Below are 16,612 nucleotides of genomic sequence, written 5' to 3' on the forward strand. Positions count from 1 at the left end.
CGGCTTGTCCGATAGCTTTATTTCCTCGGTGGGCCTTTGCGCTCGGCGGAGGCCGCCCACAGATTGATGTCGGCTTCGCGCGCGTAGCTGTCGATCTCGGCCAATTCGGCATCGCTGAAGTCGAGCACCTTCAGGGCGCCGACGCAGTCCTCGACCTGCTCCGGCCGGCTGGCGCCGATCAGCGCCGACGTCACCTTGCCCTTGCGCAGCACCCAGGCCAGCGCCATCTGCGCCAGCGTCTGGCCGCGCTTGCCGGCGATTGCGTTGAGCGCCTTGATGTTGGCGATGGTGCGGTCGTTGATGAAGGCCGACTTAAGCGACTTGCCCTGCGAGGCACGGCTGCCTTCGGGGATGCCGCCGAGATACTTGTCGGTCAGCATGCCCTGGGCCAGCGGCGAGAACACGATCGAGCCGACGCCGAGCCCTTCCAGCGTGTCGAGCAGTCCGTCCTCCTCGACCCAGCGGTTCAGCATCGAATAGCTCGGCTGGTGGATGATGCAGGGCGTGCCGAGCCGCTTGAGGATGTCGGCGGCCTCGCGTGTGCGCTGCGAATTGTAGGATGAGATGCCGGCATAGAGCGCCTTGCCCGAGCGCACCGCATGGTCGAGCGCCCCCATGGTTTCCTCCAGCGGCGTGTCGGGGTCGAAGCGGTGCGAGTAGAAGATGTCGACATAGTCGAGCCCCATCCGCTTCAGGCTCTGGTCGAGGCTGGCCAGCATGTATTTGCGCCCGCCCCATTCACCGTAAGGGCCGGCCCACATTTCATAGCCGGCCTTGGTCGAGATGATCAGCTCGTCGCGATAGGCGGAAAAATCGGTGCGCAGGATTTCGCCGAAAGCGGTTTCGGCCGAGCCGGGCGGCGGTCCGTAATTGTTGGCGAGGTCGAAATGGGTGATGCCGAGGTCGAACGCCTTGCGCACGATCGCCTGCTTGGTCTTGTGCGGCGTGTCATTGCCGAAATTGTGCCACAGGCCGAGCGAAATCGCCGGCAGCTTGAGGCCGGAGCGCCCACAGCGGTTGTAGATCATTTTTTCGTAGCGATTTTCGGCGGCGACATAGGGCATGGGAAAAGATCCTCGAAGCTGAACAGGCCGGGTAGCTTCATCGCAAAGGCGGTGAGCCGGCCCGGCGCCCTTTTACCCTCTCCCCGGCCGAACGGGGAGAGGGGCAAGTCAAAATTATCGATAATCTATGCGCCTACTTCTTCGCCAGCAGTTCCTTGGCCGCCTTGACGCCAAGTGCCGCTGGCCGCTCGCAAGTGGTCTGCATGGCAACGAACTTGCCGGTTTCGCCGGAACGCAGGATGCCGGTCATGACATCGACGGCATGCAGCGCCAACTCCATCGAGCAACGATGCGGCCGCCCCTCGACTATCGCCAATGCCATGTCGGCGAGACCTGCCGTGCGGTAGTTGGCCATCATGCCCTGACCGTGCATTTCATTGGGCACGCCAAGCGGGTGCTTCCATTTCGGCAGCTTCTTGACCGGCTTGCCCTCTTCGGTGAAGCGCACGTCGCCGCCGAAGAAATTCGGATCCGGCACGAACACCGTGCCCGCTTCGCCATAGAGTTCCATCGGCGCGTGGCCGTGAGCCCAGACATCCCAGCTGGTGTTCAACGTCACCACGGCGCCGTTCTCGAATTCCAGCAGGCCATGGATCGTTGTCGGCGTGTTGACCGGGATTTTTTCGCCCGCGCGCGGTTTCGACGAAATCGTCCGCTCCTTGGCCGGGGTTGTCGCAAAGGCCGCCACCTGTTTTACCGGCCCGATCAGCTGGATCAGGTTGGTGATGTAATAGGGCCCGATATCGAGCACTGGTCCGGCGCCCGGCTGGAAGAAGAAATCCGGATTGGGGTGCCAATGTTCCATGCCGTGACCCATGACATGGCAGGTGCCGCTGGTGATCTTGCCGAGTTTGCCCTCGTCGATCAGCTCACGCACCAGCTGGTGCGCGCCGCCGAGGAAGGTGTCGGGCGCCGAGCCGATGCGCAGCCCCTTCTTCGCAGCTCGCGCCTTGAGGTCCTGGCCCTCCTCGAGCGAGAGCACGAACGGTTTTTCCGAATAGACGTGCTTGCCGGCATCGAGCACCCGCTTCGACACCTCGTAATGCACCGCCGGTATCGTCAGGTTGACGATGATGTCGATGTCGTCGGCCTTGAGCAGGTCCTCGACGGTCTCGGCGCGCAGCTTGAATTCCTTCGCCCGAGCCCTGGCCGCGTCCATGTTGATGTCGGCGCAGGCGCGCATCTCGATGCCGCGAAACAGCGGCGACAGCGAGAAATACGCCTTCGAGATGTTGCCGCAGCCGATGACGCCAATACCCAGTTTCTTTGCCATGATGATTGTTCCTAGTAAGCCTTGACGGATGCTATCGAGCGGCGGGCGAAGCGCTCGATGTCGTTGGGATTGTCCTGTTCCATGACAAAGTATTTTGCCGCGCTCTTGGCCCGCAACACCTTGATCAGGTTGGCCCAGTCGATCGTGCCGTGGCCGACATCCGACCAGCCATCCTCGTCCAGCCCTTCGCCGGGCCTGGCGATGTCCTTGACATGCACGGCGACGATGCGTTTGCCGTGCTTCTCGATCCAGGGCAGCGGATCGGCGCCGCCGCGCACCACCCAGGCGAGGTCCATCTCCCAGCCGATAGCGGGGGCGGAAGACAGGATGTGATCCTGCGGCACCGAACCGTCGGCGAGTGCCTTGAATTCGAAATCATGGTTGTGCCAGGCAAAGCCGTAGCCGGCCTGCGAGGCGACCTCGCCGACCTTGGCCAGGCGTTCGCCGAAGCCGCGCCAGCCGGCGGCGTCGGACGGCCTGTCCTCGGCCATCAGATAGGGGCAGATCAGAAGCTTGATGCCGAGCGCTTCGGCCGTTTTGCGCACGCCGTCGAAATCCTTCTCCAGCGCATCGATGGAGAAATGCCCGGTCGGCATCGAAAGCCCGTTCTTGTCGAGTTCCGCGCGGAAGGCCTTGGGATTCTCATAGACGCCACCGAAGCCCTCGACTTGCGTGTAGCCGAGCTTGCCGAGCGTGGCGAGCACGGCCTCCCAGGGCTGAAAATTGCGGGCGCTGTAAAGTTGGAATGACCAGTTCATCGTCTCTGTCCGTTCTGCTTGGTATGGTGGGGCTTGGGAGGAAGGCTTGGGAGCTATAGGCGGTTGCCGGATGGGGTATCGAACAGCGAGGCGCGGGCTGGGTCAAAGCCGATCCGGATTGGATCGCCGGTGCGCAACGTCTTTTCCGCCTCGACGCGGAAGGAAAAATTGCGGCCGCCGAGCTTGGTCCACACCAGCGTGTCGGAGCCCATCGGCTCGACGATCTCGACGGCTGACTCGGCCGTGAACGGCATGGCCTTGGCCGCATCTCCAAAGGCGACGTGCTCGGGCCTGATGCCGAACACACAGGGCTTGCCCGCGCTGCCGCGGTCCTTGTCGAACTCATAGCGGTCGAGCGGTATCGAAACCCCGTCGGCGGTGAACGCCCCGGCATCGCCGGCTTCCAGCTGACCCTCGATGAAATTCATCGCCGGCGAACCGAGGAATCCGGCGACAAACCGGTTGACCGGACGGTTGTAGATGGTTTGCGGCGCGTCGAGCTGTTGGATGACGCCGCCCTTCATCACCGCGATCCGGTCGGCGAGCGTCATCGCTTCGATCTGGTCGTGGGTGACGTAGATCATGGTATTCTCCAGTCTGCGATGCAGCAGCTTGATCTCGACGCGCAGTTCGGATCGCAGCTTGGCGTCAAGATTGGACAGCGGTTCGTCGAACAGGAACACGTCGACATCGCGCACCAGCGCCCGCCCGATCGCCACGCGCTGGCGCTGGCCGCCGGACAGTGCGGAGGGCTTGCGCTGCAGCAGCGGTTCGATCTGCAGGATCTCCGCGGCGCGCGCGATGCGCTTGGCGATCTCCTCCTTGGGCAGGCCAGCGACGCGCAGGCCAAAGGACAGGTTCTTCTCCACCGTCATCTGCGGATAGAGCGCATAGGACTGGAACACCATGCCGATGCCGCGATCCTTGGGCTCTTCCCAGGTGACGTTCTTGCCCTTGATGAAGATGCGGCCCTTCGAAATGTCGAGCAGCCCTGCAATGCAGTTGAGCAAGGTCGACTTGCCACAGCCGGAAGGCCCCAGGAGCACGATGAATTCGCCCTCGGCGATATCGAGATTGAGTGTCTGCAGAACCGACACCGCGCCGTAGTTCAGCGACAGGTTCTGGATCGATACGCTGGGGTTCGCGATTTCTGCCATCATCACCCTTTCACCGCGCCGGCAGCAATGCCACGCACAAAAAGCCTGCCGGAAATGAAATAGATAACGAGCGGAACCAGCCCGGTCAGGATGGTCGCCGCCATATTGACGTTGTATTCCTTCACGCCCTGCACGGAGTTGACGATGTTGTTGAGCTGGACCGTCATCGGATAGGTGTCGGGGCGCGTGTAGACGACGCCGAACAGGAAGTCGTTCCAGATGCCAGTCACCTGCAGGATGACGGCGACGACGAAGATCGGCAGCGACATCGGCAGCATGATGCGCAGATAAATGCCCCAGAAGCCGGCGCCGTCGACACGCGCCGCGCGGAACAATTCCTCCGGCATGGAGGTGAAATAGTTGCGGAACAGCAGTGTCAGGATCGGCATGCCGAAAATGGAATGAACGATCACCAGGCCGCTCAGGCTGCCATAGAGGCCGATCTCGCGCAGGATGATGACGATCGGATAGATCATCACCTGATAAGGGATGAAGGCGCCGACGATCAGGATGATGAAGAACGTGTCGGCGCCCTTGAAGCGCCAGTTGGCCAGCGCATAGCCGTTTACGGAGGCGATCGCGATCGACAGGATCACCGAAGGTACGGTGATACGAACGGAGTTCCAGAAGCCGCGCGAAAGTCCGTCGCAATTGAGGCCGGTGCAGGCTGTCGACCACGCCTTGACCCAGGGCTCGAAAGTGATCTCGAGCGGTGGCGAGAAGATGTTGCCGAGGCGGATCTCCGGCATGCCCTTGAGCGAGGTGACGATCATCACATAGAGCGGCAGGAGGTAGTAGAGCGCCGCCACGATGAGCGTGCCATAGAGGAAGATGTTGCGGCGTGAGAATATGTGACGCGGCTTCGGTCCGCTCGGCCCCAAGGCATCGGCATGGGCGGCGCCGGACGGCACGGACAGGGAAACGGCTTGGTCAGACACGCTTCCTGCCTCCGAATTCGAGATAGGCCCACGGCACGATGACAATCATCACCGAGAGCAGCATCATGGTCGAGGCTGCGAAACCCTGGCCGAGATTCTGGGCGAAGAACATATAGTCATAGACATACTTTGCCGGCACTTCGGAGGCGATGCCCGGCCCGCCGCTGGTCTGGGCGACGACGAGATCGTAGACCTTGACGATGCCGGACGCGATGATGACGAGCGTGGTGATGAAGACCGGCCGCATCATCGGGATGATGATGAACAGATAGGTCTTCCACATCGGAATCCCGTCCACCCGCGCGGCCTTCCAGATATCCTCGTCTATGCCGCGCAGGCCTGCCAGCATCAGACACATGATCAACCCGGTGCCCTGCCAGAGCGCGGCGATCGATATGCCGTAGATGACGATGCTGGAATTGTAGAGCGGATCGAAATCGAAGCTCGTCCAGCCAAGCCTTCGTATCACGCCCTGGATGCCGAAATCCGGATTGAGCAGCCATTGCCAGACAAGGCCGGTGACGATGAAGGAGAGCGCGAAGGGATAGAGAAAGATGGTGCGGAACGTATCCTCGAAGCGGATCTTCTGGTCGAGCAGCGCAGCGAGGATGAAACCGATCACCAGCGAGAAAACCAGCGAGATAACGCCGTAGATCAGCAGGTTCTCGATCGAGATCAGCCAGCGCGGGGTTGCCCACAGCCGGTAATACTGGTCGAGGCCGACGAAATTCAGCCGCGGCAACAGCTTCGAATTGGTGAAGGAATAGAGCACCGTCCACGCCGTGCCGCCGACGAAAACCACCAGCGCGGTGAGGATCATGGGAATCGACGCGACCTTCGCATTGAGATTGCGAAACAGTCGACTGGGGCGTTCGCTCTTGCTCATCGGTGCAGCCATGCTGGATCGGATAAGGGCGCGCCCTCCCGGCCCGGAATTAACCGGACCGGAAGGAAAGCCGGCGGTATCAGTCCGCCGTGGCGATGATGGCGGCGAAGCGCTTCTGCGCCTCCTCCACGGTCATCTCGGGCTTGGCGAAGAACTCGGAGAATAGGTCCTCCTTCTGCTTCTGGCTGTCTTGCGAGAGCAGCTGATCGGTCCATGGGATGACGGCGCCCTTGGCCAGGATGGCGAGCCCCTTCTTCATGCAGTCGTTGGCGGCGTTAAGGTCGACATCGCTACGCACCGGCAGCGAGCCCTTCTTGAGATTGAAGGCGACCTGGGTCTTGGGGTCGAGCAAGGTTTCGGCCAGGACCTCCTGCGCCTTGGACTTGTCGGCATCCTTGAGCACCGGGAAATAGAAGGCGTCACCACCCGTGGCGATGACCTCGTTCAGGCCAAGGCCGGGAAGACAGGTATAGTCCTTGCCGGCGGTCTTGCCGGCAACCTGGAACTCGCCCTGCGCCCAGTCACCCATGATCTGGCCGCCGGCCTTGCCGGTGATGACCATGTTGGTGGCCTGGTTCCAGTCCTGCACATTGGTGTTCTTGGCCATCTTGCGCGCATCGTCGGCCGCCTTGAACACCTTGGCGACTTCGGGACCAGCCGCGAACTTGGCGTCCTTGTCCTTGTAGACCTTGAGGAAGGTGTCGGTGCCGCCGACCGCTGCCAACAGCACGTCGAAGGCGCCGGACGACTGCCAGGCCTGCCCGCCCACCGCCAGCGGGACGATGCCTGCCTTCTCGAGCGCCGGGGCGGCGGCCACATACTCATTCCAGTCCTTCGGCACCGGCACGCCGGCCTTCTGGAAGGCGTCGTTCGAGAGCCACAGCCACTGCCAGGAGTGGATGTTGACGGGCACGCAGTAAATCTTGCCGTCGATGGTGCAGCTGTCGAGCAGGCTCTTCGGCCGCACGACCTCGGTCCACTTGCCCTTGGTGGCGACATCGGTCAGGTCGCGCATCAGGCCGGCCTGCACCAGCTCTTCCGCTTGTCGGCCGTGATTGAACTGGGTGGCGCCCATCGGGTCGCCGCCGGTGATCCGGCTGATCATGATCGGCCGTGCCGTGCCGCCGGAGCCGGCAATGGCGCCGTCGACCCAGTGATTGCCGGTGGCGTCGAAAGCCTTGGCAAGTTCCGCGACCGCCGCCGCCTCGCCGCCGGAAGTCCACCAATGAGTGACTTCCAGGTCCGTCGCGGCGGCCGGGCCGGCGAATTGCAGCGCGGCCGTGGCCGCCAGGGCAGCGGTCAAAAGTTTGTATCGCATTTCGGTTCCTCCCAGAATCTGAAACGTTACAGATTTTCGATACGGCAATTGCGTGGATGGCGCAACCCCAGGCGTGGAGACCGTTCGATATTTTTTCGAGCCGCGAATAAAATCTATCAACCGACCTTGTCGTTGTGCGCCGCAATATGAGCAATTGCAGTGCAAAATATGAAATGATCCATGAAAGTGACAAAGAACATCGCCAGGGCGGCGTTTCGCGCTGGATTCTCAAGGAAATTCGCAACTCGATGTCGTCCTCCGAATTCGCCGGCCAGCGCAGCGCGATTGGCAATCTGTAACGTTTCAGTATATTGACGGATTGCCGGGTTTGAAAACATGCCACGCCGCCAATCACGGCGATTGCCGACCCGGCCTGCGGCTGCTATGCGCCTGACGGGCGGGACGAATGGACAGACGGCATACGGAAAAAAACGAGGAAGCGTCGGCGCAAGAACGGCCAACGCTGAAGACGCTCGCCTTCATGACCGGGCTCGGCGTCACCACCGTGTCGCGCGCCTTGAAGGATGCTCCCGAGATCGGCGCCGAAACCAGGCGCCGCGTCCAGCTCGTCGCCAAGCAGATCGGCTACCGCCCGAACCGCGCCGGCGTCAGGCTCAGAACCGGCAAGACCAATGTCATCAGCCTCGTGCTCAACACCGACCGCGAGATCATGAGCTTCGTCTCAGACATCATCTACGGTGTCTCGGAGGTCATTGCCGACACGCCATACCACCTGATCGTCACACCCTATTCGCGCTCGCAGGATCCGCTAGATCCCATACGCTACCTGGTCGAGACCGGTTCCGCCGACGGCGTCATCATTTCACGCACGCAGCCGAACGATGCCAGGGCCCGTTATATGCTGGAGCATGGCATTCCCTTTGCCACGCATGGCCGCACCGATATGGGGCTGGTCCACCCCTACCATGATTTCGACAATCATGCCTTCGCGGTCGAAGCCGTCCGGCGACTTGCCAGCATGGGACGCCGCAAGCTCGCCTTGCTGACGCCGCCCGTCGGGCTGACCTATTACGGCCATACGGTCAACGGCTTTGCCGATGCGCTGAGCGAGGTCGGCGCCAGCGAGATCCCGTTCAGCACCGTATCGATCGACCATTCGATCGAGCAGATCAGGACGAGGACCGCGCAGTTGATGCGCCGTGACATCAGGCCGGACGGTTTTGTCAGCAGCGCCGCCGCCGCCACCCTTGCGCTCGTCGCCGGCATCGAGGACGCCGGCCTCAAGCTTGGCCGCGATGTGGACATCGTCTCCAAGCAATCATCGGACCTGTTGCATCTGTTCCGGCCGGAACTACTGATCGTCAACGAGAACTTCCGGCTGGCGGGCTCCGAACTCGCCCGCTCCGTGCTCGGCTGGATCGGCGGCGCCGCACCCGGCTCGCTGCAAAGTCTCAGCGTGCCAGGCGAGGTGCTGGCCTACCAGCGCTCCTTGGACTAGAGCAATTCCAGGAAGCGTGAAGCGGTTTTCCCGGGAAAAGCGCGTAGCGCTTTCCCTTGGGAATTGCGTCAAAAAAACACTCTAACCCGCTGCGCCGCTGCCCCATGGGCCGTGGAAGGCACCCTGCTCGCCGATGCGCTCGAAGCCATGCGCGCCGAAGAAGTCGCGCTGTGCCTGGATCAGGTTCGAGGTGCCGCGGGCCTGGCGGTAGCTGTCGAAATAGGCAAGCGCCGAAGACAGCGCCGGCACCGGCGCGCCGGCTTCGCAAGCCCTCGCCACGATACGCCGCAGCGACGGATGCGCTTCCTGCATCAAGCTGATGAAAGCCGGCGCCATCAAGAGATTGGTCGAAGCGCCGCCGCTGCTGAACGCCTCGGCCATAGTATCCAGCATCTGCGAGCGGATGATGCAGCCGGCGCGCCAGATCCTGGCGATGGTCGGCATCGGCAGGTTCCAGTTGAACTCCTTCGAGGCGCCGCTCATCACCGCGAAACCCTGCGCATAGGCCGCGATCTTGCCGGCGAACAACGCCAGTTCGAGATCTTTCAGCAGCGCATCCCTGTCGCCGGAAATCTTCGATACCCCGATGTTGCCATAGGCTTTCTCGGCCGCCAGCCGCTCGTCCTTGATCGACGACAGAACGCGGGCCGCCACGGCCGCCTCGATCGCGGTCGCCGGAATGCCGAGCTGCTGCGCCTCGATGACCGACCATTTGCCGGTGCCCTTCTGGCCGGCACGGTCGAGGATGATGTCGACCACCGGCTTGCCGGTCTTGGGGTCGTCGGCGGCGAGCACCTTGGCGGTGATCTCGATCAGGTAGGAGTTGAGCCGGCCCTTGTTCCAGTTGGAGAACACCGTGCCGATGTCCTTCGGCCCCATGCCGAGCCCATCACGCAGAATGCCGTAGATTTCGGCGATCATCTGCATATCGGCATATTCGATACCGTTGTGGATGGTCTTGACGAAGTGGCCGGCGCCATCGGTGCCGAGCCAGGCGGCACAGGGCTCGTCCTTGAACTTGGCGGAGATGGCGGTCAGCACTTTTTCGACCCGCTTCCAGCTATCTTCCGTGCCGCCGACCATGATCGACGGGCCATGGCGCGCGCCCTCCTCGCCGCCGGACACGCCCATGCCGATAAAAGTCAGGCCCGAGCCGGACAGTTCGGAGAAGCGCCGCATCGTGTCGCGGAAATTGGCGTTGCCGGCATCGATGACGATGTCGTTGCTGGACAGCACGCCGCGCAAGGCTTCGATCTGCTCATCGACCGGCTTGCCGGCCAGCACCATGATGATGATCGGGCGCGGCGGCCGGATCGCGGCGGCAAGTTCTTCCAGGCTGTAGCAGGGCACAACCATGTTCTTCAGCGCGCCGGCATTCTCGACGAAGGCGTCGGTGCGTGCGCGGGTGCGGTTGAAGACGGCGATGCGGTGCCCGTGCTCGGCGATGTTCAGCGCCAGGTTGGAGCCCATCGTGCCAAGGCCGATCAGTCCGATTTCGGCTTTTTCCATCGTTTCTTCCCTGCTTTCGGATCTTGTTGGTTGCAGCCCGCGATTTTGCCGGGATGCCCATTCTTCCGGAGATGATTGACGGGCCTTTCGGGCCGCGTCAACCGCCTCGCCGAATTGTGTTGCCGTCGCACAATGCGGGCCGTTCGACAACGATCACATCTGTCGGCTACGGCCTGATGTCCACAGGCGCTTCGATCTTCACTATCTTGAAATCCGAGACCAGGATGTCGATGCGCACCATCCAGCGCCCGGGAACCGGAATGACGAGGTTGTCGACACGCCAGCTGCCGTCGCCGGGCTTGGTCGCCGCGCGCTTCAGCGGCTCGATGCCCGAATCGGGTTTCGACAGCACCAGCGTCACCTCCTTGGCGTCGAGCGGTCCGAAATCACCGGTCATGATGATCATCGAGGCGGCGACAGGCCCGGCATGGCCTGGCGTGATGCTGAGATCGGCCATTGCCTCCAGCGCGTGGATGTGGACCGAGACCGGCTGCGCCGCCGCGATCGCCAAAGCCCGCGGCGGCGGCGTGAAGCGCCAGCCCGCGGCGACGCCGAAGATCGCCAGCGCGATCAGCATTTCGACGGCGATCGAACGGGTAAGCCTGCGCTGCACCTCCGTGGCGCCCGCCTCGGCGGAAGCGGTGAGTTTCCAGCGATTGACCGCGGCCAGCGTGAACAGGAAGACCAGCAGCGCCAGCTTGATCAGTAGCAGCCGGCCATAGGCGGTGCCGGCCAGCGCCGAGGGCGTCTGCACCTGGATGACGGCGAGCACGATGCCGGCCGCGGCAAGCACGGCCACCACAGGCAGGATCGCGCGGGAGAAGCGGCGCAGGAACGCGACGGCGCCAGCGGTCTGGCGCTTCAGCGCGAGACCGAGCGGCACCAGCGCGCCGGCCCAGAAGGCAATGCCGATACCGTGCACGAACACCAGCGGCCGCGTCAGCCATTGCGGTTCGGCAGCACTGGCATGCCCGCTGGCGGCAAGCGCGACGCCGACGGCAAGGAGGCCGGCGAGCGCCAATGGCCTGGCGAGCACACGCGGGCCGGCCAGCGACAGCAGACCGAGACCCAGCGAAATCAGGGCGACCAGCACCGTCCAGCCGAAGCTGGTCCCGAGCCCGGTCCGCCAGATCACCGGCTGCGCCAGATGGGGGAGCGGCGCTCCGAGCGCATCGAGCCCCTGAAAGCCGAGCGACAAGGGTGTCGCCACCAGGCCGCACAAGATCGCGGCCATGACAAAACGCTGACCGGCTCTTCCGTTGCCCGCCAGCCAGGCAAGGGCGAAGGCGCCGCCGACGCCGAGGAAAAGACCGATGTAAAGAAAGACCTTGCCGATCCAGATCGCCGACCGCGACGGCCAGTCGACCGCTTCGGATACGGCGGGCGGTTCGCTTGGCGCGCCGATGGAAAACAACAACGAGCCGCCGACCGGATGGCCGTCTGCCGAAATGACGCGCCAGCTCAGCACATGCGTGCCGGATTTGAGCGCCTGCGGATTGTCGATCTCGAGCGCCTGGTTGGTGAGGCGGAAGGATGTCAACGCAACCGGCGTGCCGTCGGGCTTCACCAGCGTCAGCACCAGGGGCGAAACCGGTTCGCTGAAGGTCAGCGAGAACTGCTTCGGAGCCTGCGCCAGCACGGCACCGTCGGACGGGTCGGTCTGGATCAGCGCGGCGTGGGCAAAGGCCTGGCTGGTCGATGCCATGATTATGAGCGCCATGAGCAGGCCCAGCAGCCCGCCGGCAATCCGGCCGACGCACTTGCTGGTGGTATCGACCATCCGGGAAGATATTTCGGTCATGCCATGCCACGAGGATGCGGCGCGCTCCGGCTAGCAGAGCGCGCCAGGGGGAGAAACTATTTCTTCGGGGTGAGCTTGATGCCGGGCGCCGGGGTTTCCAGCGCGTCTTCATCCTGCCCCGCCGCCGGGATTTCGATCCAGCGGTCGGCGGCATCGCCGCATTCCTGCACCACCGGGAAATAGAGCTTCTGGCCGACGGGCAGATCCGCCGTCAGCGTGGCCCGGAAGATGAACTCGTCATAGAATTCATCCGGCAGATTGCCGCCGCCCCAGTCGACTTCCTTGACGCCGTCGGTCACCGCCTGGCCATAGAGCTGATAGGATTTTTCATATTTGCCCTTCTTGGTCTGCAGCGTCCAGCCGGGTTTTGGCATCGGCTTCACCGCCATCACCCCTTCGGGAATCTGCACGCGCACGGCGGTCGTCGCCTTGCCGTCGCAACCATGCGGCACCCGTAGCACGGCCTTGTAGGTCGAGCCGACCGCCGCTTCCTGGGTTTCGAGCGTGATGTGCGCGAAGGCGGCATTTGTCCCCAGCACCAGAAGTGCTGCCGCCGATAAAAGATGCTTGTTCATGGTGGTCCCTCTGGAATCTTGATCGGTACGATGGCCGGTTCAGTCGTTGTCTTCCTGAGGGGCCGCGCTGCCCATGGCCTGCACGGCGAACTTGATCGTCACCGTCCCAGCCTTTTCGAAGGTCAGCGTGGCGGCGAACATCTCGCCCTGCTTGGGTGGCTGCTTCAAATCCACGAACATCACATGATAGCTGCCGGGACCCAAAACGACTTTGCCGCCGGCTGGAATCTCCAGGCCGCCGACAACTGGCCGCATTGTCATGACGCCGTCCTTGACACCCATCTCATGCAGTTCGGCCTTGTCCGAGATGTCGGACGAAATCGACAGCAGCCGGTCCGGCGCGCTGCCGTTGTTTGTAATGGTAAAATAGCCGCCGGCCACCTTGGCGCCGGCCGGCGTGGCGCGTGACCAGGGATGGCCGATCTCGATATCGCCGATCTTGAACTCATGCGCCAGGACGGATTGGGCGCCGGCGAGCATGATCGCCAAAGCCAGCACGGCAGTGCCGAGACGCTCCTGGACGTGGGACAGAATGCGGCTGAACAGCGTGCCTGCCGCTATGGGGGAAAAATGGGACATGGTTGCTCCATGAAGTGATGATCGCGCCGTCGCCGGTCGCGAGACGTTTGGTCGTTGGATGGGTGCGCCCGCGAAAGGTTCCGCCGGGCAAAGATTTCAAGCCGCCAGCGGCGGCGCGCGCGGGTTCGACGGCGAGCGTTCGCGCGCGAAGCCGAGGTGAATGCTCGCCGGAAAAATGAAGGCGACCGCTTCGAAGGAAAGGCGAGCCAGGGCCAGTCCGGCATCGGGCGGTGGCGCAAAGGCGGATGAAAACATGCTGCAGCCAAGCGTGCAACAGGCCGGCAGATGGGACGGGTGCTGGTCGCCGCCGGGAAGCTGGGTGGCGCCGTCGCGGCTACAGATGACATTGCCGAAGGCGTCGAGCTGCGCGGCATTCGGCCCGGTGGCGAAGGCGAAGGCGCCGAGCGTCGACTGAAGCAACAGCAAGCAGGCCGCGACAAGCGCGGTCGACATGCTCCAGCGTCTCCCCCGGCGGTTCAAGCCATCTGCCTCTTCAAGCAAGTCCTGGAAGGATACCTATCATGGCGGCGGCAGGTCGAAAATCGACAATTCGATGCTGCGGCAACGCGGCGCGATCAGGATTTCTGCAAGGGCCGGCTTTCGGGGATGGAGGTCAAAAGCGTGTGGCGCGCCGATTTCAGGTGCTTGCGGCAGGCGGCGTCGACCTTGCCGAGGTCCCGCGATTTGAGCGCCTCGATATAGGCAAGGTGCTCGCCGACGGCGACTTCGTTGCGCTCGCGCTCCTGCGCCTTGTTCCACTGGTAGTGGTAGTGGAAGATCATGGCGATGACGTCGTAGAAATCGACGATGAAACGGTTGTGCGAGGCCCGGTGGATGAGCCGGTGGAAGCGCTCGTCCAGTTCGGAAAACGCGTTGAAGCGCGTGGCGATCTCTCTTGCCAGCAGTCGATGTTCGTCCTCCAGGCGGTCGAGATCGGCCCAGACCGGGCTGTCCTGCGGCAGAGCGGCGAAGGCGGCCGCCGAGCGCAGTTCGAACATCTCGCGGATCTCGGTCAGTTCCAAAGCGAAAGCCCGTGTAAAACCCTTCAGCACCCAATGGCTGTTGCGGCGCTTCTCGATCAGGCCGAAGCGCGAGAAGCGGATCAGGAACTCGCGCACGCTGGTGGTGCCGACGCCGATCTCGCGCGCCAGTTCAAGTTCATTGATCTGCATGCCGGCCTCGGCGCCGCCGGCGAGCAGACGCCGCATGAACGACCGCTCGATGATCTCGGCCAGCGTATCTGTCTCTTCCTCCGGAAAGAAATCGTCGGGACGCGGGTCGCGAAGCACCGTCTTGGCGCGCTTGTTCCAGGCGATCAGCCCGGTTTCCTCCATGCGCGCCAGGATGCTGCGCACGGTCGTGCGGCTGACACCGAGCAGCGTGCCCAATTCCGGTTCCGACGGCAGGCTGCGCGTTTCGTCGAGCAGCCTGAGGCACCTGTTATAGGCGTCCTTGTAGACGTTGTTGCTCTTGGACATCCCCTGACCCATTCATGCCGGCGCTTGCGGCGGCCGGCTTGAAGCGCAATATGACGTTCCCATGACCCTGAAAAGCAGGAATCGCTTTCTCCGGGGCACGGTTCATTGTTTGCAGCGCCACCGCCAGCCAGAGGCATGCGAAACGCCTGCGAAAAAACAATTGACGCAAAACTGTTTTTTCACGATAAAAGACATTAACTCTTAACAGGCGCGTGTCAATCCGCGCATCCCAGGATCACCCAGGAAACCGCCCGTGAACGTCTCGAACACCATTCTTCTGTCCCCCGCCGACAATGTCGCCGTTGCCAATGGCCGCATCGAGATCGGCACGGCCCTGCCGGGCGGCGCGCTTGCCACGGCCGTTATCGAACCTGGCCACAAGGTGGCGATCAAGCCGATCGCCGCCGGTGAAGCCGTGGTCAAATACGCCCAGGCGATCGGCCGCGCCACGCAGGACATCGCACCGGGCGAGCATGTCCATTCGCACAATCTGGTGTTCGAGGCCGGCCGCCTCCCGGTGGTGCCGCCGAGCGAGGCCGAGCATGCTACAGCTGCCGACCGCGCCCGCACCTTCATGGGGTATCGCCGCGCCGATGGCCGCGCCGGCACGCGCAACTTCATCGGCATCATCGCCAGCGTCAATTGCTCGGCCACGGTCTGCCATTCCATCGCCGACACCGCCAACCGGACCTTGCTGCCGAAATATCCCGGCATCGACGGTTTCGTGCCGATCGTCCACGGCCAGGGCTGCGGCATGAGCGGCACGGGCGACGGCATGATGGTGCTGCACCGCACGCTTGCCGGCTATGCCCGCCACCCGAATTTCGGCGGCGTGCTGATGGTCGGCCTGGGATGCGAGGTCAACCAGCTCACCCTCTACGGCCAGAAGGGCGCCGCCGCGGGAAAACGCCATTTCAACATCCAGGACGCCGGCGGGTCGCGCAAATCGGTGGAGAAGGCGATGGGCGTGCTGGCCGAAATCGCCGAGGAAGTCGGTCAACTGAAGCGCGAGCCGATCCCGGTCAGCGAGATCGTCGTCGGCCTGCAATGCGGCGGCTCCGACGGCATGTCGGGCATAACAGCCAATCCGGCGCTGGGGGCGGCCGTCGACATATTGGCCGGCGTCGGCGGCATCGGCATCCTCTCCGAGACCACGGAAATCTACGGCGCCGAGCATCTGCTTGCCTACCGCGCCGCGACGCCCGAAATCGCCAAGAAGCTCGACGGCTATGTGAAGTGGTGGGAAGATCACGTCGCCAAGCATGGCGCCTCGATCGACAACAACCCCTCGCCCGGCAACAAGCGCGGCGGCCTCACCACCATCCTGGAAAAGTCGCTTGGCGCGGTCGCCAAGGGCGGCCAGACGCCGCTCAATGGTGTCTTCGGCTATGCCGAGAAGGTCACCGGCAACGGACTGGTGTTCATGGACACGCCCGGCTACGACCCGGTCTCGGCCACCGGCCAGGTCGCGGGCGGCGCCAATGTCATCGTCTTCACCACCGGGCGCGGGTCCTGCTTTGGCTGCCGGCCGACGCCGTCGATCAAGATCGCCACCAACTCGACCATGTATCACCAGATGGAAGAGGACATGGACGTCAATTGCGGCGTCATCGCCTCGGGCGAAAAAACCATCGCCGGCATGGGCCGCGAGATCTTCGAACTGATCGTCGAGACGGCTTCCGGCCGCAAGACCAAGAGCGAGGATTTCGGCTACGGCGACAACGAGTTCGTGCCCTGGCATCTCGGCGCGACGCTCTGAATTCAGCGGAAATGTGGTAGAACTGCCGGGCTGGACAGCGCCCGGCAACGGGGAGGGT

Annotated in this window: 16 protein-coding genes; 2 read left to right on the forward strand and 14 right to left on the reverse strand. The window is 63.2% G+C overall.

The window, feature by feature from the left end:
• Window positions 1-17 precede the first annotated feature (17 nt).
• The 8 genes from mgrA to QQK95_RS29565 form a co-directional block, all read right to left on the reverse strand.
• Complete coding sequence (mgrA, locus tag QQK95_RS29530; RefSeq protein ID WP_284277930.1) at window positions 18-1,064, reverse strand: L-glyceraldehyde 3-phosphate reductase; 1,047 nt, start codon at window positions 1,062-1,064, stop codon at window positions 18-20.
• A 133-nt stretch (window positions 1,065-1,197) separates the two neighbouring features.
• Window positions 1,198-2,337 (reverse strand): Gfo/Idh/MocA family protein, encoded by a 1,140-nt coding sequence (locus tag QQK95_RS29535; RefSeq protein ID WP_284277931.1) that lies wholly within the window; start codon window positions 2,335-2,337, stop codon window positions 1,198-1,200.
• 11 nt (window positions 2,338-2,348) lie between these two features.
• Entirely contained in the window at window positions 2,349-3,095 is a 747-nt protein-coding gene (locus QQK95_RS29540) for a sugar phosphate isomerase/epimerase family protein (RefSeq protein WP_284277932.1), read from the reverse strand.
• A gap of 53 nt (window positions 3,096-3,148) precedes the next feature.
• Window positions 3,149-4,252, reverse strand: a complete 1,104-nt coding sequence (locus QQK95_RS29545) for an ABC transporter ATP-binding protein (protein WP_284278020.1) — start codon at window positions 4,250-4,252, stop codon at window positions 3,149-3,151.
• Window positions 4,253-4,254: 2 nt separating this feature from the next.
• Window positions 4,255-5,190 (reverse strand): carbohydrate ABC transporter permease, encoded by a 936-nt coding sequence (locus QQK95_RS29550; protein WP_284277933.1) that lies wholly within the window; start codon window positions 5,188-5,190, stop codon window positions 4,255-4,257.
• Window positions 5,183-6,076, reverse strand: coding sequence for a carbohydrate ABC transporter permease (locus tag QQK95_RS29555; RefSeq protein ID WP_284277934.1), 894 nt, complete (start codon window positions 6,074-6,076; stop codon window positions 5,183-5,185). Before QQK95_RS29555 ends, QQK95_RS29550 begins: the two co-directional genes overlap by 8 nt.
• Window positions 6,077-6,155: 79 nt before the next feature.
• A complete protein-coding gene (locus tag QQK95_RS29560; RefSeq protein WP_284277935.1) occupies window positions 6,156-7,394 on the reverse strand; it encodes an ABC transporter substrate-binding protein in 1,239 nt (412 codons plus the stop codon).
• Between the two features lie 116 nt (window positions 7,395-7,510).
• Window positions 7,511-7,732: a hypothetical protein gene (locus QQK95_RS29565; RefSeq protein WP_284277936.1), complete on the reverse strand. Its 222-nt coding sequence runs from the start codon at window positions 7,730-7,732 to the stop codon at window positions 7,511-7,513.
• Between the two features lie 68 nt (window positions 7,733-7,800).
• Between QQK95_RS29565 and QQK95_RS29570 the strand changes: the two genes are divergently transcribed.
• Entirely contained in the window at window positions 7,801-8,853 is a 1,053-nt protein-coding gene (locus QQK95_RS29570) for a LacI family transcriptional regulator (RefSeq protein WP_284277938.1), read from the forward strand.
• 81 nt (window positions 8,854-8,934) lie between these two features.
• Here the strand turns inward: QQK95_RS29570 and gndA are convergent, their stop codons facing one another.
• From gndA to QQK95_RS29600, 6 genes are all read right to left on the reverse strand, one after another.
• Window positions 8,935-10,362, reverse strand: coding sequence for an NADP-dependent phosphogluconate dehydrogenase (gndA, locus tag QQK95_RS29575; RefSeq protein ID WP_284277939.1), 1,428 nt, complete (start codon window positions 10,360-10,362; stop codon window positions 8,935-8,937).
• Window positions 10,363-10,528: 166 nt separating this feature from the next.
• A complete protein-coding gene (locus QQK95_RS29580; RefSeq protein WP_409371718.1) occupies window positions 10,529-12,142 on the reverse strand; it encodes a copper resistance CopC/CopD family protein in 1,614 nt (537 codons plus the stop codon).
• A gap of 77 nt (window positions 12,143-12,219) precedes the next feature.
• The gene (locus tag QQK95_RS29585; protein WP_284277941.1) at window positions 12,220-12,738 is read right to left on the reverse strand and encodes a YcnI family copper-binding membrane protein; all 519 of its coding nucleotides are present in this window, start codon (window positions 12,736-12,738) and stop codon (window positions 12,220-12,222) included.
• Between the two features lie 39 nt (window positions 12,739-12,777).
• Window positions 12,778-13,317, reverse strand: coding sequence for a copper chaperone PCu(A)C (locus QQK95_RS29590; RefSeq protein ID WP_284277942.1), 540 nt, complete (start codon window positions 13,315-13,317; stop codon window positions 12,778-12,780).
• Between the two features lie 96 nt (window positions 13,318-13,413).
• The gene (locus tag QQK95_RS29595; protein ID WP_284277943.1) at window positions 13,414-13,770 is read right to left on the reverse strand and encodes a DUF2946 family protein; all 357 of its coding nucleotides are present in this window, start codon (window positions 13,768-13,770) and stop codon (window positions 13,414-13,416) included.
• 122 nt (window positions 13,771-13,892) lie between these two features.
• Window positions 13,893-14,795: a GntR family transcriptional regulator gene (locus QQK95_RS29600; RefSeq protein ID WP_284277944.1), complete on the reverse strand. Its 903-nt coding sequence runs from the start codon at window positions 14,793-14,795 to the stop codon at window positions 13,893-13,895.
• Between the two features lie 253 nt (window positions 14,796-15,048).
• On the opposite strand from QQK95_RS29600, the gene QQK95_RS29605 reads away from it, so the two are divergent.
• The gene (locus QQK95_RS29605; protein WP_284277946.1) at window positions 15,049-16,554 is read left to right on the forward strand and encodes a UxaA family hydrolase; all 1,506 of its coding nucleotides are present in this window, start codon (window positions 15,049-15,051) and stop codon (window positions 16,552-16,554) included.
• Window positions 16,555-16,612 lie beyond the last annotated feature (58 nt).

The sequence above is a fragment of the Mesorhizobium huakuii genome, assembly GCF_030160235.1.
Lineage (GTDB): Bacteria > Pseudomonadota > Alphaproteobacteria > Rhizobiales > Rhizobiaceae > Mesorhizobium > Mesorhizobium huakuii.